General features: G+C 70.1%; 22 protein-coding genes. 3 read left to right on the top strand and 19 right to left on the bottom strand.

From position 1 onward, the window contains the following. Positions 1–51: 51 nt before the first annotated feature. Positions 52–789, bottom strand: a complete 738-nt coding sequence (locus K8612_RS13340) for a M50 family metallopeptidase (RefSeq protein WP_223742726.1) — start codon at positions 787–789, stop codon at positions 52–54. Positions 790–911: 122 nt separating this feature from the next. On the opposite strand from K8612_RS13340, the gene K8612_RS13335 reads away from it, so the two are divergent. Both K8612_RS13335 and K8612_RS13330 read left to right on the top strand, forming a co-directional pair. Next, a complete protein-coding gene (locus K8612_RS13335; protein WP_223762535.1) occupies positions 912–3,089 on the top strand; it encodes a S46 family peptidase in 2,178 nt (725 codons plus the stop codon). 1 nt (position 3,090) lies between these two features. Beyond that, positions 3,091–3,744 carry a hypothetical protein gene (locus K8612_RS13330; protein WP_223742724.1) on the top strand — a complete coding sequence of 218 codons (654 nt, stop codon included), beginning with the start codon at positions 3,091–3,093 and terminating at the stop codon, positions 3,742–3,744. Positions 3,745–3,756: 12 nt separating this feature from the next. Here the strand turns inward: K8612_RS13330 and K8612_RS13325 are convergent, their stop codons facing one another. Then, entirely contained in the window at positions 3,757–4,272 is a 516-nt protein-coding gene (locus tag K8612_RS13325; protein ID WP_223762534.1) for an RNA polymerase sigma factor, read from the bottom strand. A 177-nt stretch (positions 4,273–4,449) separates the two neighbouring features. Between K8612_RS13325 and K8612_RS13320 the strand changes: the two genes are divergently transcribed. Next, a complete protein-coding gene (locus tag K8612_RS13320) occupies positions 4,450–6,399 on the top strand; it encodes an APC family permease (protein WP_223762533.1) in 1,950 nt (649 codons plus the stop codon). A gap of 19 nt (positions 6,400–6,418) precedes the next feature. Here K8612_RS13320 and K8612_RS13315 read toward each other — a convergent pair whose 3' ends face one another. The 17 genes from K8612_RS13315 to K8612_RS13235 all read right to left on the bottom strand — a co-directional run bounded on the left by K8612_RS13315 (position 6,419) and on the right by K8612_RS13235 (position 25,543). Then, on the bottom strand, positions 6,419–8,050 hold the full coding sequence (locus K8612_RS13315; protein ID WP_223742721.1) for a sigma 54-interacting transcriptional regulator: 1,632 nt from the start codon (positions 8,048–8,050) through the stop codon (positions 6,419–6,421). Positions 8,051–8,132: 82 nt separating this feature from the next. Continuing rightward, the gene (gene gspN, locus K8612_RS13310) at positions 8,133–9,113 is read right to left on the bottom strand and encodes a type II secretion system protein GspN (RefSeq protein ID WP_223762532.1); all 981 of its coding nucleotides are present in this window, start codon (positions 9,111–9,113) and stop codon (positions 8,133–8,135) included. Between the two features lie 3 nt (positions 9,114–9,116). Next, complete coding sequence (gspM, locus tag K8612_RS13305; RefSeq protein ID WP_223742719.1) at positions 9,117–9,674, bottom strand: type II secretion system protein GspM; 558 nt, start codon at positions 9,672–9,674, stop codon at positions 9,117–9,119. Position 9,675: 1 nt separating this feature from the next. After that, positions 9,676–11,283 (bottom strand): pilus assembly protein PilM, encoded by a 1,608-nt coding sequence (gene pilM, locus K8612_RS13300; protein WP_223762531.1) that lies wholly within the window; start codon positions 11,281–11,283, stop codon positions 9,676–9,678. 1 nt (position 11,284) lies between these two features. Next, positions 11,285–12,721 carry a type II secretion system protein GspK gene (locus K8612_RS13295; protein WP_223762530.1) on the bottom strand — a complete coding sequence of 479 codons (1,437 nt, stop codon included), beginning with the start codon at positions 12,719–12,721 and terminating at the stop codon, positions 11,285–11,287. Continuing rightward, positions 12,721–13,395, bottom strand: coding sequence for a type II secretion system protein GspJ (locus K8612_RS13290; RefSeq protein WP_223762529.1), 675 nt, complete (start codon positions 13,393–13,395; stop codon positions 12,721–12,723). The genes K8612_RS13295 and K8612_RS13290 overlap by 1 nt, the downstream gene beginning before the upstream one ends. Beyond that, positions 13,392–14,330: a prepilin-type N-terminal cleavage/methylation domain-containing protein gene (locus K8612_RS13285; protein WP_223762528.1), complete on the bottom strand. Its 939-nt coding sequence runs from the start codon at positions 14,328–14,330 to the stop codon at positions 13,392–13,394. Before K8612_RS13285 ends, K8612_RS13290 begins: the two co-directional genes overlap by 4 nt. After that, positions 14,327–15,049 carry a Tfp pilus assembly protein FimT/FimU gene (locus K8612_RS13280; RefSeq protein ID WP_223742714.1) on the bottom strand — a complete coding sequence of 241 codons (723 nt, stop codon included), beginning with the start codon at positions 15,047–15,049 and terminating at the stop codon, positions 14,327–14,329. The genes K8612_RS13285 and K8612_RS13280 overlap by 4 nt, the downstream gene beginning before the upstream one ends. Positions 15,050–15,057: 8 nt before the next feature. Then, the gene (locus K8612_RS13275) at positions 15,058–15,525 is read right to left on the bottom strand and encodes a type II secretion system protein GspG (RefSeq protein WP_223742713.1); all 468 of its coding nucleotides are present in this window, start codon (positions 15,523–15,525) and stop codon (positions 15,058–15,060) included. 59 nt (positions 15,526–15,584) lie between these two features. Next, positions 15,585–16,004, bottom strand: a complete 420-nt coding sequence (gene gspG, locus K8612_RS13270) for a type II secretion system major pseudopilin GspG (RefSeq protein ID WP_223742712.1) — start codon at positions 16,002–16,004, stop codon at positions 15,585–15,587. Positions 16,005–16,079: 75 nt separating this feature from the next. Next, positions 16,080–16,223, bottom strand: coding sequence for a hypothetical protein (locus K8612_RS13265; RefSeq protein WP_167510879.1), 144 nt, complete (start codon positions 16,221–16,223; stop codon positions 16,080–16,082). 18 nt (positions 16,224–16,241) lie between these two features. Beyond that, positions 16,242–17,498 carry a type II secretion system inner membrane protein GspF gene (gspF, locus tag K8612_RS13260; protein WP_223742711.1) on the bottom strand — a complete coding sequence of 419 codons (1,257 nt, stop codon included), beginning with the start codon at positions 17,496–17,498 and terminating at the stop codon, positions 16,242–16,244. Between the two features lie 7 nt (positions 17,499–17,505). Beyond that, positions 17,506–19,332 carry a type II secretion system ATPase GspE gene (gene gspE, locus K8612_RS13255; protein ID WP_223762527.1) on the bottom strand — a complete coding sequence of 609 codons (1,827 nt, stop codon included), beginning with the start codon at positions 19,330–19,332 and terminating at the stop codon, positions 17,506–17,508. 5 nt (positions 19,333–19,337) lie between these two features. Next, positions 19,338–21,938, bottom strand: a complete 2,601-nt coding sequence (gspD, locus tag K8612_RS13250) for a type II secretion system secretin GspD (RefSeq protein WP_223742709.1) — start codon at positions 21,936–21,938, stop codon at positions 19,338–19,340. Between the two features lie 28 nt (positions 21,939–21,966). Then, positions 21,967–22,878 (bottom strand): type II secretion system protein GspC, encoded by a 912-nt coding sequence (gspC, locus tag K8612_RS13245; RefSeq protein WP_223742708.1) that lies wholly within the window; start codon positions 22,876–22,878, stop codon positions 21,967–21,969. Positions 22,879–23,078: 200 nt separating this feature from the next. Next, positions 23,079–24,485 carry a sigma-54 dependent transcriptional regulator gene (locus K8612_RS13240; protein ID WP_223742707.1) on the bottom strand — a complete coding sequence of 469 codons (1,407 nt, stop codon included), beginning with the start codon at positions 24,483–24,485 and terminating at the stop codon, positions 23,079–23,081. 47 nt (positions 24,486–24,532) lie between these two features. Then, positions 24,533–25,543 carry a ParB/RepB/Spo0J family partition protein gene (locus tag K8612_RS13235; protein ID WP_223762526.1) on the bottom strand — a complete coding sequence of 337 codons (1,011 nt, stop codon included), beginning with the start codon at positions 25,541–25,543 and terminating at the stop codon, positions 24,533–24,535. Positions 25,544–25,593 lie beyond the last annotated feature (50 nt).

The following is a 25,593-nucleotide window of genomic DNA, read 5'->3' as shown; positions in this document are numbered from 1 at the left end:
CGGGTTTCGATGCGTTGGTAGATTGGATTCAGTTCATGGTTCGTTTTCTTCTCACACCCGCCGCGCGCGGGCCATGGGCGGCATCTTCACGCCGCCGCCCGGCTTCGCGTGCATGGCCCAGTACGCGGACACCCCCAGCAGGGCCAGGGACAGGAGCGTCCACAGCGCCGCCCAGACGATGGACGGCACCCACGTCTCGCTGGCGAGGATGGCCGCGTCGCTCTGGGCGCGCACCGCGCTGTTCCACAGGTCGTCCCTCAGGTCGAAGACGACGTAGAGCGCGGTGAAGGCCGCGAGGAACAGGTTGAGCGCGTCCACCAGCCCCGTGGGCAGGAAGCGCGCGCCCAGCCCCATGGCCAGCGCCATGCCCAGGCAGAAGGCCAGGGTGAACAGGTCCCCCGCGTAGAAGAAGCCCATCACCGCCAGCCACACGGACGCGGCGCCCATCACCGCGCGGCCCAGCCGGAAGCGGAAGGTGGCCAGCATCAGCGCCGCGCCCGCCACCGCGCTGCCCAGGTAGCCCGCGGACGACACGATGACGCGGTTGATGACGCCCGGCGGCAGGCGGGAGAAGCAGCTCCCCCCTTCGTTCAACTGGAGGTGGACCCGGTCCACCGAGCCCCCCACGAGCAGCGTGGCGAGCGCGTGCCCGCTCTCATGCATCATCACCACCAGCACCTTCACCGGCCACAGCACCGGCGAATACCAGAAGTACCAGGACGCCCCCATCAGGAGGACGAGCAGCGCCAGCCTTCCGAAATCCAGTGTCGCCCCGCTCGCGGTCCGCATCGCTGGTCCCCTCCTGCCTGGACACCGGAACATCCAAGCGCGTTCCATCTTCCGCGAAAACGCGCGTCCCGGACACCGGAACGGTCGCGCCGGGGCGGCGGACGGGGTAGGGAGGGGGCACCATGAAGAAGACGCTCCTTCTCCTCTCGCTCGTGGCAGCCCCGGCCTTCGCCGGGGAAGGGAAGTGGACCCCGCAGCAGGTGCTGGAACTGAGCCCCGCCTGGCTCAAGGCCCAGGGCCTCCAGTTGCCGCCCAGCAAGCTGTGGGACCCCAAGCGGGGCACGGGCCTGCTCGCGGGCACGGTGAACACCGGCGGCTGCTCCGGGTCGTTCATCTCCGCCTCCGGCCTCATCATCACCAACCACCACTGTGCCTTCTCCATCATCCAGGAGCACAGCTCCCCGCAGAAGGATCTCATCACGGACGGCTTCCTCGCGAAGAGCCAGGCGGAGGAGCTCCCGGGCAAGGGCTCGCGCGTGCAGGTGCCGCGCGGCTTCAAGGACGTGACGGCGGAGGTCAACGCCGCCGTGCCGCAGGGCGCGGACGACCTCGCGCGCTACAAGGCCATCGACCGCAAGCAGAAGGAGCTGGTCGCCGAGTGCGAGAAGCGCCCCGCCACCCGCTGCCAGGTGGCCACCTTCGACGGCGGCGTGAACTACACGCTGGTGGACGCCGTGGAGCTGCAGGACGTGCGGCTCGTCTACGCGCCGCCGCGCGCCGTGGGTGAGTACGGCGGAGAAGAGGACAACTGGATGTGGCCGCGCCACACCGGCGACTTCGCCATCATCCGCGCGTACACCGCGCCGGACGGCGCCTCCGCGGCGTTCAGCGACAAGAACGTGCCCTACAAGGCGGAGTTCTTCTTCCCGCTGTCCACGGAGGGCGTGAAGCCGGGCGACTTCGTGATGGTGCTGGGCTACCCGGGCTCCACCTTCCGCACGCTGCTCGCGGACGAGATGGCGGAGCGCCAGGCGCGCTTCTACCCGCGCATCCGCGACGTGATGGGTGAGGCCATCCGCATCCTGGAGGCGGAAGGGGAGAAGGACCCGGCCGGGAAGATCGCCGTGGCCTCGCAGCTCAAGAGCCTGCACAACGTCTACAAGAACGCGGGCGGCCAGTTGGCGGGCCTGAAGCGCGGCCACATCGTGGAGAAGCAGCGCGACGCGGAGGCCGCCACCGTCGCCTGGGCCCAGAAGGACCCCGCGAAGTGGGGGGAGGCCATCAAGGCCCGCGAGGCGCTGCTCGCGGAGCAGCAGACCGCCTCCAAGACCTTCGAGCGCGAGTTCCTCCTGGTCATGTCCAGCCGCCTGGCGCGCGGGCCGGCGCTGGCCGCGTCCGTGTCCCGGCTGGCCATGGAGCGCGTGAAGCCGGACCTGGAGCGCCGCCCGGAGTACATGGACCGCGAGGTGCCGCGCATCAAGGACCGCCTGGAGCGCGAGCAGAAGAACCTCTTCCTCGCCGCGGACAAGGCGCTGCTGCACGCGTTCGTGAAGCGCGCGCAGGCGCTCCCCCAGGACGCGCGCATCGCGGCCGTGGACACCGTCTTCGGCAAGACGTACGCGGAGAAGGACGTCCTGGCGAAGATCGACTCGCTCTACGCGGGCACGAAGGTGCTCACGCTCGCGGAGCGCATGAAGATGGCGGACGAGTCCGTGGGGCAGCTCGTCGCGCGCCGCGACCCGCTGCTGGCGTTCGGCATGGAGCTGGCGAAGGAGCAGTCCGCGCTGGATGACACGCGCGAGCAGCGCCTGGGCGCGTCCTCCCGGCTGCGGCCGGCGTGGCGCAAGGCGGTGATGGCGCAGGCGGGCAAGCCGATTGCTCCGGACGCCAACAGCACGCTGCGCGTGTCGTTCGCCAAGGTGCAGGGCTACACGCCGCGCGACGGCGTGCAGTACCTGCCGCAGACGACGCTGACGGGGATGCTGCAGAAGCACACCGGCGAGGAGCCCTTCAACGCGCCGGAGAAGGTGCGCGCGGCCGCGGCGGCGAAGAAGTTCGGCCGGTGGGTGGACCCCCGGCTGAAGGACGTGCCGGTGGACTTCCTGGCGGACGCGGACACCACGGGCGGCAACTCCGGCAGCCCCACGGTGAACGGCAAGGGGCAGCTCGTCGGCGTGAACTTCGACCGCGTGTGGGAGAACGTCGCGAACGACTTCGGCTACAATCCGGACGTGGCCCGGAACGTCAACGTGGACGTGCGCTACCTGCTGTGGCAGCTCGACCAGGTCGAGGACGCGGACGCGCTCCTGCGCGAGCTCAACATCCGCAAGGGCAAGCCGGTGGCCAGGGAGGCGCGCTGAAATGTCGGACGCGGGGGACGGGACTCCAGCGCTGCCCACCTTCCGGCCGGATGAGCGGGTGTGTGGCAACTGCAAGCTCTGGAGCCCGCACTCCGTGGATCACCGTGGGTGGGTGGGGCCGTGCCGCCTGCAGGGCTCGCGCGGCATGTTCCCTCCCTCCGCGCCCATCTGTGACAAGTACGCGCCCCGGGGCTCCGCGGCCCCGGCGCCCGTGGTTTCGAGCACGCGGACCCGCGCCCCGCGCAGCGTGGCGCCCGTGGTGGTGCGCCACCGCGCGGATCCGCACGAAGTGGTGGACCTGGAAGGGCTGAACATGACGCGCGAAGAGCTGATGGACATCTTCCGGGAGGCGGCGGGCCTCAGTGATCCGCCGCTCGCGGGCAAGTGGGAGGGCGGCACGGTGCGGCTGGTGCCGGGCAACCCGGAGCTGCAGGCGAAGGACATGCCCATCGACAACCTGTTCCACAAGGTCACGATGGTGCGCGACCGCATCCGCGTGCTGGAGCAGAAGCTCAACGCGCACCCCAAGCTCACGGACGCGGAGAAGGCGGAGATGCAGGGCTACATCACCCGCGTCTACGGCTCGCTCACCAGCTTCAACCTCCTCTTCAAGGAGAAGGGCGACCAGTTCGTGGGCAGCAAGGGCGACGAGTAGCGCCTTCGCCCCTCAGGGCCGCTGGCCGCGCTCCTCCATCACGGTGAGGGCGCGCTGGCGGCCGCGGTGCAGGGCGCTCTTCACGGTGCCCTCCGGGATGCGCAGCAGCCGGGCGATTTCAGCGGAGCCCAGGCCGCGCACCTCGCGCAGGTAGAGCACCTGCCGCTGCTGGGGGTTCACCTCCTCCAGCGCCTCGTGGAATTGCCGCTGCATCTGCGTGCCCATGGCGTGGGCCTCCGGCGACACGGTCTCCTGGGGCGCGTGCGACAGCCGCTCCCGGCGCCTGCGCGCGCGCAGCCAGTTGATGCTGCTGTTGACCATCACCCGGTGCAGCCAGGTCGTCCACGTCGCGCGCCCATCCAGCCCCGGTGGCTGCCGCGACAGGCGCAGGAAGACGTCCTGCACCACGTCCTCCGCGTCGTCGGTGTCCCCCACGATGCGCCGGGCGATGGCCAGCGCCCGGGGACGGTGCAGGGCGTACAAATCATCCAGGGTGGGGAAGGGGAGGACGGCGGCGTGCGGGCCCATGGCGGACGGTCTCCTGTGTCTTCCCGTGAAACGAACGGGCGAGCGAAAGGGTCTATGGCCCTGGAGGGCATGCGACTCCAGGGCCGTGTTCTCGCCCGGACAGCCGGTGCGCACCTTCCGTGCCAGGGGGACGCCGCCATGGCTCAGTGGGCCGAGTACGGACGCAGGAGGCCGTTCATGCCCCGGCGCCGCGAAGGCAACGGCGTCATGGACGTGCTCCTGGGGCGCCCGCTCACCAGCGCCCAGGCGATGCAGGAGAAGACGGGCGTCCTCACCGGCGTGGCGCTCCTGGGGCTGGACGCGCTGTCCTCCGCCGCGTACGGCCCGGAGGCCGCGCTCACCGTGCTGCGCCCGCTGGGGGCCGCGGGGGTGTGGCTGCTCCTCCCCATCACCGCCGCCATCGTCGGGCTCTTGATGCTCGTCGCGGGCTCGTACGCGCAGACCATCGCCGCGTACCCCAGCGGCGGCGGCGCCTACTCCGTGGCGAAGCAGAACCTGGGGCGGGGCGCGGGGCTGCTCGCGGCGACGGCGCTGATGCTGGACTACCTGCTCAACGTGGCGGTGGGCATCTCCGCCGGCACGGGCGCGCTGGTGTCCGCGGTCCCTGCCCTGCGGCCGCACACGCTGCACATCACCCTGGGCCTGCTGGCGCTGCTCACCCTGGTGAACCTGCGCGGCGTCAGCGAGGCGGGCGCCGTGTTCGTCGTGCCCACGTGGTTCTTCATCGCGTCCCTGGGCGTGGTGCTGGCCGTGGGCCTCTTCAAGCTGTCCACGGGGGATGCGACGCCCGTCCAGCCGCCGCCACCGCTGGCGGTGCCCACCGCGTCCGTGGGCGCGTGGCTGGTGATTCGCGCCTTCGCCAGCGGGTGCACGGCGATGACGGGCGTGGAGGCCATCAGCAACGCGGTGCCCATCTTCCGCGACCCCGACGTCCGCCGCGCGCGCGTCACGCTGGGCATCATCGTGGGCGTCCTGGTGACGATGCTGCTGGGCATCGCGCTGTTGTGCCGGGCGTACGGCGTGGGCGCCACCGTCCCCGGCGGCGCCCACTACCAGACGGTGCTCTCGCAGCTCATCGCGGCGGTGATGGGGCGCGGCGTCTTCTACTACGTGGCCATGGCCGCCATCCTCTGCGTGCTCGCGCTGTCCGCGAACACCAGCTACGCGGGCTTCCCGCTCGTCTGCCAGGTGCTGGCGCGCGAGCGCTACCTGCCGCCGGGCTTCGCCCACCGGGGCCGCAGGCTCGCCCTGTCGCGCGGCATCCTCACCCTGTCCGCGCTGGCGGCCGTGCTGCTCATCGCGTGCGGGGGCATCACGGACCGGCTGATTCCCCTGTTCGCCATTGGCGCGCTGATGGCCTTCACCCTGTCCCAGGCGGGCATGGTGGTGCACTGGGGGCGCCACCGGGAGCAGGACGGCTGGCGGTGGCGCCGGGCCCTCAACGGCGCGGGCGCGGCGATGACGGCGCTCACGCTGTGCATCGTGGGCGTGTCCAAGTTCGCGCACGGCGGCTGGGCCGCGTTCGTCATCGTGCCCGTGGGGCTGCTGCTGCTGTCGCGCGTCCACGCCGCGTACACGCGCACGCGGCAGGTGACGGAGCTGAAGCGGCCCGTGCTCCTGACGCCCGCGTCGCCGATGGTCGCCGTGGTGCCCGTGGACCGCTGGTCCCACGCGTCGGAGACGGCGCTGCGCTTCGCGCTGACGCTGAGCGACGACGTGAGGGCGGTGCACATCTGCAGCGGCGACACCGACGAGGCGGCGCTGGACTCGCAATGGCAGCACTTCGTCCAGGCGCCGCTCCAGGAGGCGGGGAGGAGGCCTCCGCCGCTCGTGCACGTGGGATCGCCGTACCGCGCGCTGGTGTGGCCCCTGATGGACTACCTGGACGCGCTGCTCGCGGAGGTGCCGGGCGGCACCGTGGCCATCGTGCTGCCGGAGTTGCTGGAGCGGCGCTGGTACCGGGCCATGTTCTACGGCCACCGCTCGGAGCTGCTGCGCAGCGCGCTGCTGCTGTCCGGCGAGCGGCGCCTGGTGGTGGTCAGCGTGCCCTGGTACATGCGCACGCGGGCGCACCCGGCACCGCACTCCGCCTGGGGCGACCTCGCCCACCCGGGAGACCCCGGGTAGGGCGCGGGCGCCTCCGGAGTCACTCCTGCTCGTCCTGCTTCGTCAGGCCCCAGTCCTTCAGGCGCTTGAAGAGGGTGGAGCGCGCGAGGCCCAGCTCCCGCGCCACGCGCTCGCGGTTGTTGTTGAAGCGGCGCAGCGCGGTTTCGATGATCTGCCGCTCCAGCTTCTCCAGCATCTGCTCCAGCGTCATGCCCGGCGGCAGCTCCGGCACGGTGATGCCCGTCTCGCGGTTGACCTCCTGGTCGAAGGACAGGTCGCTCGCGTCGATGGACGGGCCCTTGCGCAAAAGCAGCGCGCGGTGCACCACGTTGCGCAGCTCGCGGATGTTGCCCGGCCAGGCGTGCTGCTGGAGCCTGTCCAGCGCGGCCGGCGTGAAGCGCACCGTCTGCCCGCGCGGGGCGAACGCGCGCACGAAGTGCTCCGACAGCGCCACCACGTCCCCCCGGCGGTTGCGCAAAGGCGGCAGGTGCAGGGGCACCACGCACAGGCGGTAGTATAGGTCCTCGCGGAAGCGGCCCTCACGCGCCGCCGCCAGCAGGTCGCGGTTCGTGGCCGCCACCACGCGCACGTCCACGTGCAGCGGGCGGCTGGCGCCCACGCGCTTGATTTCGCCGCTCTCCAGCGCGCGCAGCAGCTTCGCCTGGAGGTCCAGGGGCAGCTCGCCAATCTCGTCCAGGAACAGCGTGCCGCCGTCCGCCTCCTCGAAGGCGCCCTTGCGCGCGCCCACGGAGCCGGTGAACGCGCCCTTCTCGTGGCCGAAGAGCTCGCTCTCAATCAGCTCCTTGGAGATGGCGGCGCAGTTGACCGGGATGAGCGGCCGGTTCGCGCGCGGGGAGCACGCGTGCAGCGCGTTCGCCACCAGCTCCTTGCCCGTGCCGGACTCGCCCAGGATGGTGACGGCCGCGGTGGACGGCGCCACGCGCTGGATGAGGTCCGTGAGCTGCCGCACGGACGGGTCGCCGCCGAGGATGCCGTGGAAGGACTGCGCTTCCTTCTTCGCCGCGGGCACGGCCTCCAGGATGAGCTCCGCCTCGCCCACGCGCAGCGTGGTGGGCAGCGTCACCTCCGCCTCGAAGAGGCGCACCGGGCCCAGCCACGTGCCGTTGGTGGAGCGCAGGTCCACGACGTGGAAGACGCCGTCCTTGCGCGTGACCTTCAGGTGCCGGCCGGAGATGAACCGATCCTGGAGCACCAGGTCGTTGCCCGCGTCCTTGCCCACCGTGAAGCTGTCGCCGGTGAGCCGGTGCACGGCCTCCGTGCTGGCCTGCTTCACGCGCAACTGCGCGGGCTGCCAACGCTGCGGGTCGCGGCCCTGCACGGCGGTGGCGCTGCCGGCCTCCGTGGCCGCGTCCGCGTCGTCGCTGGCGCCGTGCTGGCGGAACACCGCGCGCCACTGGCCCAGCTCCAGGTCCGCGCCGTCCGGCAGGTCCGCGCGCTCCACCACCGCGCCCGCGACCTTCGTGCCCTTGCCGGACAGGTCCTCCACGCGGCACTTCTGTCCGTCCCACAGGAGGGCCACCTGCTGGCGGCTCACCTCCGGATCCGGGATGGCCACGTCGCTGGAGTCGCCCCGGCCGAGCACCACCCGCGCCCGGTCCACCGCCACCCGCAGCACTTCCTCGCCTCGACGGAAGAACACCAGCTCCGGCATTACGAACTCTCTCCCAAGCCCGGACACCCCGGGGCCGCGCGCAGCGCTTTACACGGCGCGTGCGCGGGCATCAACCGGGGGCCTACCGCTTGGGTCCGAAGCGGGGGCTGCTCACCATGCCGGTGAGCCGGCCGCCGCGCCAACCGGGGTTGTCCCGGTCCTGCGGCAGCATGTTCACCGCGAGCGCCAGGGGCCCCAGCCGCTGCTGGAAGGCCTGCTCGAACTTCAGCCGCACGTCCAGCCCCAGCTCGCTGTACTCCAGCCGGCGGCCCAGCTTCAGCGTGCCGGTGCCGGAGCCCTCCAGGTCCTCGCTCTTGAGGTTCAGGTCGCGCACCGTGCCCAGGCCCTTGTCGAACTGGAGGTCGCCCTTCAGCTCGCCCAGCGCCACGCGCGGCAGCTCCATGGGCATGGCGGGGCCGCCGCCCATGGGGATGGCCGCCTTGCCGCCCTTGATGGTGAGCCCCTGGGTGTCCAGCGCCACCGTGCCGGACGCCTGGGACCAGTCCACCGGCTGGCCGCGAATCATCGTCCCCGGCGCCGTGAGCGCGAGCTTCGCGTTGAGGGTGCCCTCCATGTCCACGCCGGTGTACGCCGGCAGGTTGCCGCCGCCGGCCTGCACGCCGTCCACGTCCACGTTCAGCGACGTGCCGCTCAGGCCGCCCACGTGGATGTCCACCGTGCCGCCCATGCCCTTCAGCTTCATCACCAGGCCGGGCGGGAAGAGGGACGGGCGCAGGGCCACGCTGTCGAAGATGAGCGCCTCGCCCAGCTCGTCCTTGCCCAGCCCGCCGGACTCGCCCCGGGCGAGCGCCGCGACGGACTCCGCGCCCAGCGGCGTGGGCGGCTTGCTCAGCCGCACGTGGGTGGCGGTGACGCCGGACAGGCCGGGGCGCAGGCTGTCCATGCGCACCGCCAGCCCGTGGGCCGCGGCCTCCGTCACCAGCCGCGAGCGGACCGCGTCGTAGGGGAACGTCAGCAGCAGGCAGAGGATGAACGCCACCACCGCGAAGGCGGTGTAGCCCAGGACGAGCTTCCAGCGGGCGGTCTTGGTTTCAGTGGCCATGGGCTATTGCTTCATCCGGTAGGTGGCGACGGTCGTCCACGCCGTCAGGGTGTCCGTGGCGGGCCGGGGCTCCACGCGCAGGTACTTCACCTTCACGATGCCCGGGCCCGTCTCCACCGTGCGCAGGAAGTCCGTCAGCTTGCGCAGGTCCACGTCCGTGAAGGTCAGCTCCACGGAGCTTTCGATGATCTTCCCGTCCCCCACGCCCACGTCCCCCTTGGGCGTCATGTTGGGGACGGTGAGGCCCGCGGCGGTGGCCTTGTCTTCAATGTAGGTGATCAGCCGCACGTTGCTCTGGGTGAGCTGCTGCTCCACGTTCTGCCGCTCCGCCTGCGCCTGGCCGTAGCTGATGGCCAGCGCCTGCACCTCCTGCAGCTTCGCCAGCTTGTCCTGCGTGCGCCGGCGGTAGCCCTGCGCGCTGTTGGCGAAGCTGAAGAGCGTCACGAAGAGCACGAACACCAGCACCGCGGAGCCGGCCAGCGCCACGAGCTTGCGCTCGCGGTCGGAGAGCCGCTCGAACCAGGTCTGGAGGGGCGCGAAGAGTTCCTTGAGCTTTCCCATGTCACGTCTCTCCCGCCGGCGGCTCGCCGGGGCACTGCACCTGCACGTCCAGGCGGAAGGTCACCTTCTGCCCGTCGCGTGTCTTCTCCACCTTGCCCTCCTTCACGTCCTTGAAGCAGCGGTGGCCCTTCAAGGCGGCGGAGAGCGTGTCGATCTGCTTGGAGCTGTCCGTCTCTCCCTGGAGCATGATGCGGTCCAGGTCCACCTGGATGCGGTCGAACTTCACCGGCACCTCCGGAGGCACGCGCTGGGTGACCTCCGCCAGCAGGTTCACCGCGGACATCGTGGGCAGCGCCGCGGCGGGGCTCTCCACGCCCTTGAGCATGTTCAGCGCGCGGTCGTAGTTCGTCTCGCAGGTGCCCAGGATGCGCTGGGTCGTCTTGCAGAGCACCGCGTCCACCTCCGCCTCGCGCCGCGACAGGACGGTGTTGCGCACGACGCCGAAGGCGATGAGCAGCAGCAGGAGCGTCACCGCGAAGGAGGCCAGGAGCCCCAGCCGGTCCTTCACGTAGTCGTAGCCGCCCTTGAAGGCGAACTCACCCCGGCGCAGGTTGAAGCGCGGCGCCCTGGCCCCGGCCGCGTTGCCGCGCATGGCCAGCGCGTACGCCTGCGCCGCGGACGGCGTCTCCCGGGGGCCGATCTTCTCCGTCGCGTCCACCGGGAGCGCCAGCACGCGCACCGGCAGGTTCAGGTCCTTGGACAACTGCTCGGCCAGGCCCGGCATCCGCGCGGTGCCGCCGCACAGCACCACCGCGGAGACCTGCCGGCGGGCGCGCGCGGCGAAGGACTTGAAGGACGGGCGCAGCTCGCGCAGCACCGGCTGCAGGCCGCGCACGAAGGCGTTCGCGGCGCGCTCGGCGTCCGGCCCCTGCGCCGCGCTGGCCATGGCGCCATGCGCCTCCTTCCACGCGTGGGCCTCCGGAAGCGTCGTCTGGAACTCCGTGGCCAGGGCGCGCGTCAGGTCGCGCCCGCCGCCCGCGAAGGTGCGCGCGAACTCCACGCCCTTGCCCGGCTGGCCAATGGCCACCGCCGTGCGCTCATGGCCGATGTCCACCACCGCCACGGGGCCGCCGTCACCCACGCCCTCGAAGAGGCCGGGAAGCTGGGTGAAGAGGTTCTGGTACGCGAGCGCCGGGTGGGTGATGACGCGCGGATCCACCTGGAGGCCGCCCAGCAGCGCGAGCAGCGACTGGAGCTCCTCCTTCTTCACCACGCCCACCAGCAGGTCCGCGGCCTTCTCCTTGCCGCCGGTGTCCTTCTGGCCGACCACCTGGTAGTCGTAGACGACCTCCGAGATGTCGAACGGGAGCTGGCTGCCCACCTCGAAGGGCAGCGTCGCCTCCACGCGCTTGCTGTCGGAGAAGGGCAGGCTCACCGCGTGCGTGGTGAGGGACGGGCCGGGCAGGGCGATGACGACCTGGTCCACGTGCCCCTGCGGCATCTTCCCGAGCAGCTCCTCCACCGCGGCGCGCAGCGTGTCCGCGCGCTCGCCTTCCTGCGCGCGGCGCACCTCCGCGTAGGCCTGGGTGGTGTTGCTTTTCGTCCCGGAGGTGAGCACCACCCCCTTCACGGAGTGGCTGCCCAGGTCCAGGCCAAGAATGCGGGCCATGCTATTCCTCTCTGTAATACACGAGCTTGCCCAGCCCGTCGTCCAGGCGGATGACGGCGGTGAGCGTCTTCTGGACGCTGCCCGCCTCTCCCACGGACTTGATGGTGAATGTCTTGCTCTTGTCGCCCAGGTAGCGGTTCTGCTGGACGTTGCCCTTGATGAGCGGATTGACCGCGATGCCGGCCTGCTCCACCACGCCCACGAAGTCCGCCACCGACATGCCGAAGAAGTTGAACATGCGCGCGGCGCGGATGCGGCTGATGAGCTCGTTGAGGAACACGGGGTCCGTCAGGCGCGGGTCCGGGCGGTTGGGGTCCGCGGCGGACATGATGGCCAGCCCCAGCATGATGGGGTCGTCGGTGTTGACGTTCGGCTTGGAGTTGATGTCCGGGTACACCGTGAGCCGGTCTCGGAAGGCCGCCATGAAGCGGTCGTTGACGCCATGCACCCGGTACAACTCGTCCAGGCTGTCGAAGCGCGCGTTCTTGACGTCATAGCGCGGTTCGTAGCGGCTGTACGGCGAACCCTCGTCCGCGAAGCCCGAGACGAAGGGGTTCGTGGGGTCCTTCTCGTTGAGGGTGGACTGGGTGGTGTCCTCGTCCGACCAGTCCTTCAGCGCGAGGATGGTGTCCCGGGGCGTGGAGCGCACCTTGTTGGCGTCGTCCTGCTGCCAGAGGAACTCGAAGCGCTTGTCCGCGAACATGTCCAGCATGCGCGCGGCGGTCGCCTGGGACTCCGCGCCGCCGGTGTTCAGGCGCATGACGTTGAGCTTCTCCTCCTCGTCGCTGATGGTCGCGAGGAAGCAGCCCTCGAAGCCGCCGAAGGAGCGGCGCTGCATCTGCGCCGCCATCTGCGTGGCCGCGCCCGCGTTCTCCCCGTCCTCGCCCTCGAACTTGAAGTTGGGGTCCACCTGCGTGGGCTCCGTCTCCACGGGGCGGCCGTCCTCGCCCTGCGCGCCGTCGCTCTTCACCAGGCCCTTGAGCATGTGGCAGTCCACCCGCGCCAGCTTCCAGAGCTGGAGGTTGAGCGACTGCGGCTGGAACGCGTTCGCGCCGCCTGCGCCGGGGGTGCCGCCGCCCGCGAGCCCGCCCAGCGCGCCCAGGATGCTCGCGGGGTTGGGGATGGGCGTCTGGTCCACCTGCTTCTGGAAGCGCAGCAGCAGCCGCCCCAGCGACAGGCCGGAGCGGGCCATGTAGTAGGCGCGCACTTCGTCGCGCTGGTTGGCGGCGAGCTGCAGGTCCACGCGGCTGTTGTAGGCGAACTCCGTGGCCACCACCGTGAGCAGCGTGATGGACACGAGCGCGATGATGAGCGCCACGCCGCGCGAGCGCCGGTGCTTTCGCTCCGCCGGGGAGCGCCGCGGCGCCGGGGCCTGGGGGGCGGCCGTCCGCGCCTTGCCGCGCCGGCGGGACGCCTGCTGGAAGTAGGGGAAGGCCATCAGTTGAACCTCGGCAGGGTGGTGTTGAGCAGGATGCGCGCCTGCGTGGTGTAGCGCGCCTCCTTGCCCGCCTCATCCAGGGCGATGACGGTGATGCGCACGCGCGTGGGGAGCAGGTCCTTCTTCTCCGTGCGCCGCGTGTCCCACTCGTCGTCCCACTCCTTCTTGTCGGAGTCCCAGTAGGCGAACTCCACGCCCTTGACGCCCTCGAAGAGGACGTCCGTGGTGCCGCCCCGGTCCATGCGGTCCCCCACGTTGGGGTTCACCCGCCGCTTCAGGTCCTGCCGCTGCCGGGCGCCGCGCTCGGAGGAGTTCTCCACGAAGTACTCCACCACCGCCTGGTCGGACTCCTTCACGTCCGTGTACAGGCGCTGGTGCGCGAACGTCGTGAAGGTCAGCTTGTCGCGCTCGCCAATGAAGTTGGTGGGCCGGTCGTTCTGGTCGCGGAAGCGGCGCAGGTCATAGCGGTCGCTCACGAACGCGGAGCCGACCTCCCGCGCCATGCGGTTGAGCGACACGCGCACCATGCGGTAGCGCTCCGCCTCGCCCTCCACGACCTCCTTGGCGTTGATGCCCGTCTGGAAGGCCAGGGCCACGACGGTGCCCATGAGGGCGGTGATGCCCACCGCGACCATGACCTCCATGAGGGTGAAGCCCCGCATGCGCCGCTTCATCGGATGCTCCCTCCGCGAGGCAGGGTGGGCAGGTTCGGCAGGCTCCCCCGGCCGCCGAAGATGCCGCCCGGCGAGCGCGGGTTGATGCCGGTGTTGCCGGTGCCGCCCTGCTGGCCGCCCATGTTCCTGTTGAGCTGCTCGAGCTGGGCCGCCCGGTTGACCAGCGGCTCGCGCGTGTTCGGGTCCAGCATCTGGCCGTTGGGGCCGGGGATGGGGTTGTCCACCAGTTGGCCCGTGCGCGGGTTCACCCACTGGTTCTCCGCGCCCGCCGTTCTGCCCGCGTTGGGCGTGAAGCCGCCGTTGCGGTCGCCGCCGGGCCCCAGGGACACCACGTGCGTCACCACGTCCACGCTCTCCACCTGGGTGCCCTCCTTCCAGTACACGGTGAGGTGCACCTCGCGGACGGACTTGGTGAGCTGGTCCACCATCTGCGTGAACATGGGCTGCGCCATGCTCATGGCGGACGCGCCCATGGGGCTGGCCGTGGTGGTGCCGCCGGGAGGCGTGCCGCCCTTGCCGTCGCCGCCGCCGCCGCCGAAGAGGCTGGCCAGGCCGCCCATGGGGTCGCCGGAGTCGCCGCCGCCCATGGGCAGGTTGAAGATGGCGCCGATGAGCTGATCCGGCGTCACGCCGTCCGTCTTGGGCGCGATGATGCGCGCGCGCCACTTGAACTGGGGCCAGCCCTCGTCGGAGAAGTCGCCGGACTGCTCGTCGTCGTCCTGCTCGAAGCCGTCGTCGTAGAGCTTCTGCTCCAGGTCCGTCATCTTCGAGCGGGACAGGAGCGCCGCCACGGTGAGCCGCTTGGTGTAGACGTGGTTGGCCACCGCGCCGGAGTTGAGGTCGAAGATGGCCATCAGCGCGACGCTGAGGATGGCCAGGGCCACCATCGTCTCCAGCAGGGTGAAGCCCCCGCGCCCGTGCGTTGCAGTCCTCATGAGCGGGGCACCTCCAGGGCCTCGGATGCGATGAACACCTTGCCCGTCAGGGGTGACACGTCCAGCGTCCAGGCGTTGTCACCCTGGCGCAGGAAGACCATGGCCTTCTCCGTGTAGCCCTGCGGGAAGAAGTAGAGATAGGCCACGCCGCTCTCCACCGGCTCGCGCTGCTGCCGCGTCCACACCGACACCGCCACGCCCGCCGGCAGCTCCTTGGGCGAGATCTCCTCGGCGGTGTAGGAGGAGAAGGTGGACTGGGACTCGATGCGGTTCTTCTCCTCGTCCATCAGCTCCTGCGCGGACGGCTGCGAGCCCTCCGAGCGCGTGTAGTTCTTGCGCGTGTCCCCGCCGCTGTTGCCGCTCTTCCGGGCGCGCTCGCGGTCGCGCGCCTCGTCGCGGAGCGCCGCGTCCCGGTCGCGCGAGGTGGTGACGCCGCCCGCGGCGCACTCGGCGTGGTAGCGCGTGGCCTCCTCCCGCTTCGGGTCCGGGATTTCGAACACCAGCCGGCACGTCCGGCCGCTGAGCGCCGCCGAGTCGTAGAGCGAGCGGATGACGCCCGCGAGCTCCGTGGCGCTGCCCTTCGCCTTCGCGCCGGTGATGGCGCCGATGCCGATGGTCACCGCGGCGAACATCACCGCGGCGATGGCCAGCGCGATGGAGATTTCAATCAGCGTGAGGCCGCGCGGGGCGCGACGGCGGCGGGCGGGACGAGGGGCCATGGCCGGCTTCAAGGCTGCACCTCCTGTGCCACGATGCCGCCGGAGAAGATGTCCGCGGCGTCGCCGGTGCCGCCGGGCTTGCCGTCCGAGCCCAGGGACAGCACGGCGCCCGTCTTGCCCTCCATGCGGTAGACGTACGGGTGGCCCCACGGGTCGAGCGGCGTCGAGTCCAGCACCTTCGACTCGATGAGCGGCGCGAAGCCCTGCTCCTGCGAGGGGAAGAAGCCCATCAGCCGGTGGTGGGCCTTGAAGTAGCCCTCCAGGCGGCGGATCTGCTCGCGCGCCTGGCGCTGGGGCGGGGTGAGGCTGCTGTCCTCGGTGGCCCACACCAGCGCGAACGCGAGCAGGGTGGCGACACCGAAGACGCCCAGCAGCAGCAGGCGGCCCAGCCGGGGAGAGCGGGCGCGGGCCTGTCCGCTGGAAGCGGCTCGCGCCTCACGCGCGGACGTCGGGGAGGAAGTGTGCTCGGGAGTCATCACGGGCATTCCTACGACAACACGCGGGAGGCGCGGCTTTGCTTCGGGAAAAACGCCCGTTACGGCTTGGCGTTCTGGTCCTTGGAGGAGATGTCGGCGTCGGAGCCCTCGCCGCCCGGGTTGCCGTCGGCGCCGTAGCTGGTGATGACCGGCTTGCCGCCCTCGTTCATGTAGACGTACTCGCGGCCCCAGGGGTCCAGCGGCATGCGCTCCAGGTTGTTGGTGTCCACCAGCGCCTTGAGGCCCGTGGCGGTGTCCGGGTAGGAGCCCTTCTTCGTGTAGTAGAGCTTCATGGCGCTCTGGATGTTGCGGATGTCCAGGCGCGCCGTGTCCTGCTTGGCCTCTTCCAGCTTCGGGATGACGGCCACGCCCACCGCCGCCGCGATGAGCCCGAGGATGGTGATGACCACCATGATCTCGATGAGGGTCATGCCGCGGTTCTTGCGGCGCTGCTGCTTCTTGGCGTTCGTCGTGTGCATGTCTTCACCAGCTTTCGGGTGACTTTCTGGCAAGCCACCGCGCCATGGGTGTGTCGGGATGTCAGGGGCGTTTCGTCAGGGGGCCGTGCCCGCGCTGGAGGCGGCGGGCGGGTCGCGGTGGGCGTACAGGGTGGCCCCCACCGTCGCCAGCGTGGCGGCCAGGGCCAAGAGGCCCATCAGCGTCGCGCGCTGGATCCACCGGTCGAGCGTGTCGTTCATCGCGGGAGCTCCCTCCACCTAATGGATGGCCGTGTTCACCTGCAGAATCGGCATCAGGATGGAGAGCGCGACGAATGCAATCATCACGCCCATCACCACGATGAGCATGGGCTCCAGGAGGCTGGTGAGCGCGCCGATGCGCACGTTCACCTGCGTCTCATAGGAGTCCGCCACCGACAGGAGCATGTCCTCCAACTGCCCTGATTTCTCACCGATGGCGACCATGTGGTAGACGAGCGGCGGGAACTGGCCGGAGCGCTTGAGCGGGTTGGCGATGCTCTCGCCTTCGCGGATGGACTCGCGGGCGTTCTCCACCGCGTCCGCCAGCACCGAGTTCGTCATCACCGCCTTGACGATGTCCAGCGCGGCCAGCATGGGCACGCCGCTCTTGAGCAGCGTGGCCAGCGTGCGCGCGAAGCGGGAGATGGCCAGGAGGCGCACCAGGCTGCCGAAGATGGGGGCCTTGAGCGTGAAGCGGTCCCACTTGGGCTTGCCCTTGGGGCTCTTCGTCCAGCGCAGGAAGAGCACCACGCCCGCGATGAAGGCCGGGATGATGATGAACCACCACCCCTGCATGAGGTTGGACGCGGCGATGAGGATGCGCGTGTTGAGGGGCAGGGTGGCCTTCATGGTCTCGAAGATCTTCGTCACCTTCGGGACGACGAACACCATCAGCAGCACCAGGATGCCGCCGCCCACCGCCAGCATGATGATGGGGTAGATCATCGTGCCGATGATCTTCTGCTGCAGCTTGGCCTGGTTCTCCGTGAAGTCCGCCAGGCGCAGGAGGACCTGGTCCAGCGCGCCGGAGGCCTCACCCGCGCGCACCATGTTGATGTAGATGCTGGGGAAGATTTTGGGGTGCTGGGAGAAGGCGTCCGCCAGGGACGAGCCCTCGTTCACGCGCTGCTTGATGTCGGACAGGGCGCGCTTGAGGCGCTCCTTCTCCGCCTGGTCCACCAGCGCGTTGAGCGAGTCCACGATGGTGACGCCCGCGCCCAGCAGCGTGGCCAACTGCCGGGTGAGGATGGCGACGTCCTCCGTGGACACGCGGCCGCGGCCCAGCTTGCGCAGGTCCACGTCACGCGCGAGCAGGGACGCGTTGGCGCCCTTGGAGACGCCCGCGCGGCTGCCCTCCGCCTGACCCAGCACGTCCGTGAGGAAGATGCCGTCCTGACGCAGCTTGGAGCGCAGCGTCTTGGGCGAGTCCGCCTCCAGCAGGCCCTTCTTCTGCCTGCCCTGGGAATCAAGGCCTCTGTATTCGAAGACGGGCATGGCGGACCTAGATGTCCTCCTGCGTGATGCTCAGCACTTCGGCGATGGTCGTCTCGCCCAGGGCGATCTTCCGCACGCCGTCGTCCAGGAGCGTCGTCATGCCCTTGGCCAGGGCGGACTTCTTGATGGTGGACGCGTCCACGTTCTTGAGCACCAGTTGGCGCACGTCGTCGTCCACGAAGAGGAACTCGTAGATGCCGGAGCGGCCGCGGTAGCCGTTGCGGTTGCAGGACGGGCAGCCCACCGCGCGGTAGATGCGGTCCGTGCCGAACTTCGCCTTGAAGCTCGCGACCGTGTAGCCCAGCTCCTTCAGCTCCGCGTCCGTGGGCGTGTACTGCTGGCGGCAGTCCGGGCACACCCGGCGCACGAGGCGCTGGGCGAGGATGCCGGTGAGCGACGACGCCACGAGGAAGGGCTGCACGCCCATGTCCACCAGTCGCGTCACGGCGCCGGCCGCGTCGTTGGTGTGCACCGTGGAGAGCACCAGGTGGCCCGTGAGGGACGCCTGGATGGCGATCTCCGCCGTCTCCTTGTCGCGGATCTCACCGACCATGATGACGTCGGGGTCCTGGCGCAGGAAGGAGCGCAGGCCCTGCGCGAAGGTGAGGCCGATCTTCGGGGCGATGGCCATCTGGCCAATGCCCTTGAGCTGGTACTCGACCGGGTCCTCGACGGTGAGGATGTTCAGGTCCGGCGTGTTGATCTTGGAGAGCGCGCCGTAGAGCGTCGTCGTCTTGCCGGAGCCCGTGGGGCCCGTCACCAGGACGATGCCGTGGGAGCGCTTGATGACGGACTCCATGTTGCCCAGCACCTGCGGGCTCATGCCGATCTCCGCCAGGTCCAGCAGCGTCGCCGTCTTGTCGAGCAGACGCATGACGATGCGCTCGCCGAAGGACGTGGGCGTGGTGGACAGGCGGATGTCGATGTCGCGGCCCGCGAGCTTGATGCGGATGCGGCCGTCCTGCGGCAGGCGCTTCTCCGCGATGTTGAGCTGCCCCATCACCTTCACGCGCGCGATGATGGAGTTCTGGTAGCGCTTGGGCGGCTTGATGACCTCCTGGAGCACGCCGTCGATGCGGAAGCGCACCAGGAGCTCGCGCTCCATGGGCTCGATGTGGATGTCGCTCGCGCGCTCCTTGGCGGCGCGGAAGAGCACGGAGTTCACCAGCCGGATGACGGGCGCTTCGTCGTCCGCGTCCAGCAGGTCCTTGGGCTCCTCCAGCTCATGGGCCAGCGAGTCCAGGTCCTCCGTGGTCTCCATCTCGTCCACGAGCGCCTCGGCCTCGTTGACGGAGCGGTCGTACACGCTGTTGATGGCGTCCACGATGGTGGAGGCGAGCGCGATGCGCGGCTGGATGCCCTGGCCCAGCAGCAGGCGCGCGTGGTCCAGCGCGGTGGTGTCCAGCGGATCCGCCACCGCGAGCACCACCTCGTCGCCCTCCAGGGAGAGCGGCAGGAGCTGCGTCTGGCGGGCGAAGTTGATGGGGATGCGCTTGACCAGCTCCGCGTCCACCTCCTCCACGAAGATGCGCTGGAGGTAGGGCAGGTCCAGTTGGTGGCCCAGCGCGCGAGCGACGTCCTCCTCGCTGATCGCCTTCATGCCCACCAGGATCTCGCCCAGCCGCCCGCCCTTCTCCTGCTGGGCGGCGAGCGCCTCCTGGACCTTCTCCGGCGTGAGGCCGGGCACGAGCGCGCGGAGGATCTCCCCGATGGGCCGGCCACAGAGGTACGCGAGCCCGTGGCCCACGACCTGGGTGGCGTCGTTGCGGCCGCCGGACACGTCGGGCGTCGCGGTGGAGCCTTGGGAGGTGGTGGTGTCGGCGGTCAGGTCCATGGCGGTTACTCCCCGTCTCCCGGCTGGATGCGCAGCCGCTCCGCGTCCGCATCCGGTGCGGGCGCGACGACTTCAGGCTGCGGCGCGGGGACTGATCTCTCCGAACCCTCCGGAGGCGCCTCGAAATTTCGCGGCGCCTGGTCGCCCTCGGGGGAGGGCGCGGCGCCTTCCTGCGGAGCAGGCGCTCCCCCGCCCGGCCGCGCGGGAGACGGGGAGGGTGAGCCGCCGGGAGCGGGGGCGCCGTTCGGGCGGATGACCCGCTCGTTGGGCGTGCCGCTGCCGCCGTTCTCCACCCGCTGCTCTTCCTTGATGACGGACTGGTTCATGCGCGACAGGGGGCCGGGCTTGCGGCTGAAGTCCACCGCGACGTCGTAGCCGGGGACCTGGCCGTAGAACTGCTCCACGAACTGCTGCCGCTCCTTCATCTTGCGCTCGAAGATGCGGCGGAAGTCCTCCTGGCCCCGGATGATGTAGGGCGTGAGGAAGAGCAGCAGGTTCGTCTTCGTCTTGCGGCGCGTGGTGTCGCGGAACAGGTGGCCCAAAAGCGGGATGTCACCCAGCACCGGCACCTTGGAGACGGACTCCAGCGTGCGGTCCTGCATGATGCCGCCAATCACCACCGTCTCCATGTCCTTGGCGATGACGGTCGTCTTCGCGCTGCGCTTGGACGTGGTGGGGCCCAGGACGGGGTCCGAGGAGGCGATCTCCTCCGTCTGCTCGGTGATGACCAGGCGGATGTAGTCGCTCTCGTTGATCTGCGGCTTGACGGTGAGCTTGAGCTCCACGTTCTGGCGGGTGATGGGCGCGTACAGCGACCCCAGGCCGCCCAGCGAACCCAGCAGCGACGGGTTGACGCCGCCGGTGGTGCCGGTGCCGCCCAGCGACGCGCTCAGCGCGGACGGGGTGAAGCCGGACTGGAAGGGCACGTTCTGGCCCACCGTGATTTCGGCCTCCTCGTTGTCGCTGGTGAGCAGGTGCGGCGTGGACAGCACGTTCACGTCGGACGACTGCTGCATGGCGTTGAGCACCACGCCGAAGGCCGGGATGTCGATGCCCAGGTTCTTGAGCTCCGGCAGGACGGGGCCCTGGATGCCGGCGAGGAAGCCGCCCATGCTGGCCAGGTTCGCCAGGGAGAAGGACGGCGGGATGGAGCCGCCGGAGTAGTTGGTGCCCAGGATGCCGGGGATGGCGCCGTCATCCGTCTTGAGGCTGAAGCCCTGGTGGAAGTTGATGCCGAACTCGCTGTTGCGGTCCAGGTTCACTTCCATGATCACCGCCTCCACGAACACCTGGCGGCGCGGCTGATCCAACTGCTGGATGATCTGGACGATGTTCTTGTAGTCCGCCTGGCTGGCGACGATGACCAGCGAGTTGGTGCCCTTGTCCGCGGAGATCTTCACCTCGCCGCTGAACAGCTCCGCGGCCTGGGCGGGCGCGCGCGGCAGGCCCTGCGGCTGGACCGGGACGGGGCCGCGCTGGGGGCGGTTGGCGGTGCCCTGCGCGAGCGACTGGAGCGTGCTGGCCAGCTCCTCCGAGTTGGCGTTCTCCAGCGGGTAGACGTTGATCTTGTTGCCGCTGCCGGACGGGATGTCGATCTCCCGCACCAGGTCCTCGATGCGGCCGAAGGCGGCGGGGCTGGCCACGACGATGAGCTTGTTGGTGCGCTCGTCCGGGATGATCTGCGACAGCGTGACGGCGCCGCCCGTCTCCGAGCCGGCCACGCCCTCCGAGCCCGGCGGGGGCTGGCCGGGCTGGCCCTGCGTGAAGTTGCCGGGGCGCTGGCCCGTGCGGCCGCCCGCGCCGGCCTTGGCTTCAAAGAGCTTCTGGATGGTGTTGGCCACGTCCTGCGCGGTGGCGTACTGCACCTGGATGATGCGCATCTCGTCGCTGGACGAGCGGCTGTCCAACTGCTTGATGAGGCGCTCCAGGCGGTGGATGTTGGAGCCCACGTCGTTGACGATGATGGTGTCCGGCGGGTACGGGATGGTGTCGCCGTCCTTGGACACGAGCTGCTGGAGCACGCCGCGCAGCGGCTCCACCTCCACGTACTTGATCTTGAACAGCTTGGTGACCATCTGCTCGTTCGTCGTGTACGGGGTGTCCTCGTCCACGATGGTCGGGATGGGGTTCTGCTTCGCCGAGCGCTTGTCGACGATCTTCAGGAAGCGGCCGTACGGGTAGACGGCGAGCCCGTTCGCGTCGAGCGCGGCGAGGAACGCGGAGTAGAACTGGTCCGCGTCCACCTCCACGCGGCCGTTCTCCGGCCCGATGATGGAGATCTTCCCGCGCACGTTCTCCGGGAGGATGAAGGTGCGGCAGGTGGCATCCGACACGGTCTGGACGAGCTTCTCGATGTCCACCTTGTCGAAGTAGATGCCGTAGCGCGCGTTGCGCCGGGCCTGCTCGCACGTGGGCGTCTGGCGGGGGCCCTGGTTCTCGGCGGGCGCGGCGCTGCCGTTCTGCGGGGTGATGGTCCGGTCGCGTTCACCCTGGGCCGCCGGAGCGGGGGAGGGGGTGCCGGGCTGTGTAGGACGGCGCTGGGCCCACGCGGGAACGGAGAGCGCGAGGCACAGGCAGAGCATCCAGGACGGGAGCGTCGTCTTCATGGAGGAGCGGGCGCTTTGACGGGGGTGTTTAACGGACGTTGTAGGATTTGCGGATCGGCGCGCCGTTGCGCTCGATCTCGATCTCGATGCGGGAGGAGTCCTTCAGCTTCGAGTAGATCTCCAGCGCCTTCTCGGGGCTGTTCATGTCGAAGCCGTTGATGCGGCGGATGACGTCACCGTTCTGGACGCCGATCTTCGAATAGATGCTGTCCGGGCGGATGGAGAACAGCTTGAAGCCCACCGCCTGGCCGTCCTTGAAGGCGGGCACGATGCGCGCCTGCATCGCCACGTCGTTGAGGTTGCTCAACGTCTTGTCGATCTCCGCCTTGGGGACTTCGTACTCGTTCTCACCCGTGGACTTGATGCCGTTGCCCAGGCTGTTGGTCGGCGTGGCGGTGGGGGCCACCGGGGGCGGGGTGTACGCGGCGACGGCGCCGTCACCGGGCTGCCCGTCGATGAACTCCCGGCGCCCGTTGTTGTTGATAATCACCCGCTCGCGTTCGATCTCCATGATGGTGGCGCCCATCAGGTTGTTGCCGATCATGTAGGTCTGCGACCGCTGCGTGTTCATGTCCTGGATGGACGCGAAGGACCAGTCCGGGTTGGCCGCGACGAGCGTGCCCAGCAGCTTCACGCGCAGGCCGCTCTTGGCCGGCGGGGCGTTGGCGTCGAACTCCGGTGCCGTGGGCTCCTTCACCGCGACCTCCGGCTCCGGCAGCTTCACGCCGGTGAGGCGCGACAGGCGCTCCGCGTCGATGGTGGCCAGGCCGCTGTCCGCGGCGTGGGTGCGCTGCGCGACGCGGGCGGGGGCCTCGGACGCGGGCGCGGGGGAGATGGAGGATTCGACGAACAGGTTCACCGTGCGCGCCGCCAGCAGGGCGACGAGCAGGATGAACAACAGGTTCACGCTCCAGAAGTACTTGCGAAAGAAGAGTTCCATCACGCTTCCGGGAGAAAGCCAGCCCCAGATGGGACCTTGAGCAAGGCAGGTGCCATCGCTGGGCGGGCGTCAAACCCACGACTTACGGCCAAGTCCTTGAAATTATTTCGGAATAGGACGGGGCCCCAGCCAGGGGAGCGGCCGGGACAGGACGTCCGGACAAATTGTCAAAAGCAGGCGGGGGCCGGTGTGACGGCCTGTCAGTCCGCGCTGGTGGGGGGGGAGGGGGGGGCCGGAGGCGTGTCGGGGCCGCCCTGCTCGCGCTCGAGCTTGCGGTAGATGGTGCGCGCGGCGATGCCCAGCAGGCGGGCGGCGAGCGTCTTGTCCCCGCGGGTGTGGCGCAGGGTCTCGTGGATGACGCGCCTTTCAATCTCCTCCATGGGCGTCCCGATGGGGATGACGAGCTGTCCGGCGGAGCCCAGGGGCCCCTTGCGCACGGACTCCGGCAGGTCGCTGGCCTCCAGCACGTCCGTGCGGGCCAGCACCACGGCGCGCTCCACGGCGTGCTCCAGCTCGCGCACGTTGCCCGGCCACGCGTAGTTCTCCAGCACGCCCAGGGCGTCCGGGGAGAAGCCGCGCAGCACCTTGCCGTTCTTCGCGGAGAAGCGGCGCAGGAACGCCTCCGCCAGCAGCGGGATGTCCTCGCGGCGCGAGGCCAGCGCGGGCACGCGGATCTCCACCACGTGCAGGCGGTAGTACAGGTCCTCGCGGAAGCGCCCTTCGGCGACCTCCTTCTGCAGGTCCTTGTTGGTGGCGGCGACCAGCCGCACGTCCACCTTCACCGTCTGCGTGCCGCCCAGCCGCTCCAGCTCTCCCTCCTGGAGCACGCGCAGGAGCTTCACCTGCGCGGAGAGGGGCATCTCGCCCACCTCGTCCAGGAAGAGGGTGCCGCCGTTGGCGCGCTCGAAGCGGCCCTCGCGGCGGGTGACGGCGCCGGTGTACGCGCCGCGCTCCACGCCGAAGAGCTCCGCCTCCAGGATGCTCTCCGGGATGGCGCCGCAGTTGACCGCAATGAAGGGCTGCTTCGCCCGGGCGGAGTGCTCGTGCAGCGCTCTGGCGGCCAGCTCCTTGCCGGTGCCGGATTCGCCCAGCAGGAGCACCGTGGCGGTGGAGGGCGCGGCCTGGCGGATGGTGTCCAGCATGGCGCGGAAGGCGGGGGACTGGCCCACCATGGCGCGCCCGCCCGCGGGGTTGATCTCCGCGAGCTTCGCCTTGAGGGAGGTGTTCTCCTGGACGAGCGCCTGCTTCTCCAGCGCCTTCTGCACGGCCTTCACCAGGGCGTGGCGCTTGAGGGGCTTGGTGATGAAGTCGTAGGCGCCGTCCTTCATGGCGGCCACGGCCGTCTCCACCGTGCCGTAGGCGGTCATCAGCACCACCTCCACGTCCGGGCGGATGGCGCGGCTGGCCTTGAGCAGCTCCTGGCCGTCCATGCCGGGCATCATCAGGTCGGTGACCATGACGCTGACCTCCGGGCGCCGGAGCAGCTCCAGCGCCTCCGTGCCCTGCGCGGCGGACAACGTGGCGAAGCCTTCCCGCTGGAAGATGCGGGCGACCGAATCGAGGTTGGCGCGGTCGTCGTCGACGACCAGGACCGTGGGAGATGTCATGGGGGTACGGGGCCTCTCTCAACACGGCCCTGCAATCCCCATTCCCGTCAGGCCTGCTCTTCGTCCGGCTCCGCGGGGCCGCCGCCCATGCGGCCAATGTCCTCGCGCTTCACCTTGTCCACGTTGAAGCGCCGGGCGCTGGCGAGCATGCGGCTGATGGTGGCGTCGAAGGTGGGAGGCGGGCCGTCCTTGCGGAAGCGCAGGAAGTTGAGCCGGGCGACGACGAAGTTCTTGAGGTAGGGGCTCTGGAGGCCGCGCTCCTTGAGGGCGTTGACGATGGCGACCACCACGTCGTCCAGCTCCAGCAGCTTGTCCGCCTGGGCGTCGCGCACGGCCAGGGCCTGGGGCAGCGGCACGTCCTGGAAGCCGTCCACCACCTTGACGAAGGGGTGGTAGGCGCCCGCGGAGAAGCGGGGGCGCTTCTCGTAGGCGGCGCCCAGGGTGAGGAAGGAGGGCTCCTCGAAGAGGTGGGAGAAGGCGGACTCCTTGCCCGGGCGGTTCGCGCCGAGGAGGCCCCGCGCCATGCGGATGACCTCCAGCGAGCGCTCCTTCAGGTTGTGGGCCTTCTCCGTGTTGAGGGCGAGGATTTGATAGGCCACGTCCTCGTCCGGCAGCAGCAGCGCGACGATGGACTTCGCGCCCAGCAGCTTGCTGGCGTTGAGGCGGTGGTTGCCGTTGGGCGTCCAGTAGCGGCCCTCCACGCGCACCGCGATGACGGGGTCCAGGAAGCGGTCCAGCCGCTCCATGGCGGTGGCGAGCCGCTTGACGTGGGGCTCGGACAGGTCGCGCTGGTAGGGCGTGGGCTCCACCTTGTCGATGGGGAGCGCGGCGAAGACGACGGGGTGTCCGCCCAGCGGGTCGCGGTAGACGGACAGCACCTCGCCGCCGTCCTCGCGCACGGCCTGGAGGAGGGCTTCGGGGAAGGCGACGGACTCGCTCGCGACCTCGGCCGCGCTCAGGCCCCGCGACTTCGGTTCGGCCTTCTTGCGGCGCGGCTTGCGCGGCGTGGCCGACTTCGACTTCGCGGGGGCGGACTTGCGGGCGGACTTCGCGGCCATGCGGACTTCACCTCGTGCCGGTGGAAATGAGGTCCGCGAGCGTAGGCGAC

This window comes from Corallococcus sp. AS-1-6 (assembly GCF_020037015.1).
GTDB lineage: Bacteria > Myxococcota > Myxococcia > Myxococcales > Myxococcaceae > Corallococcus.
Note: the sequence above shows the minus strand (reverse complement) of the source record. Positions and strands in the feature narration are given on the sequence as shown.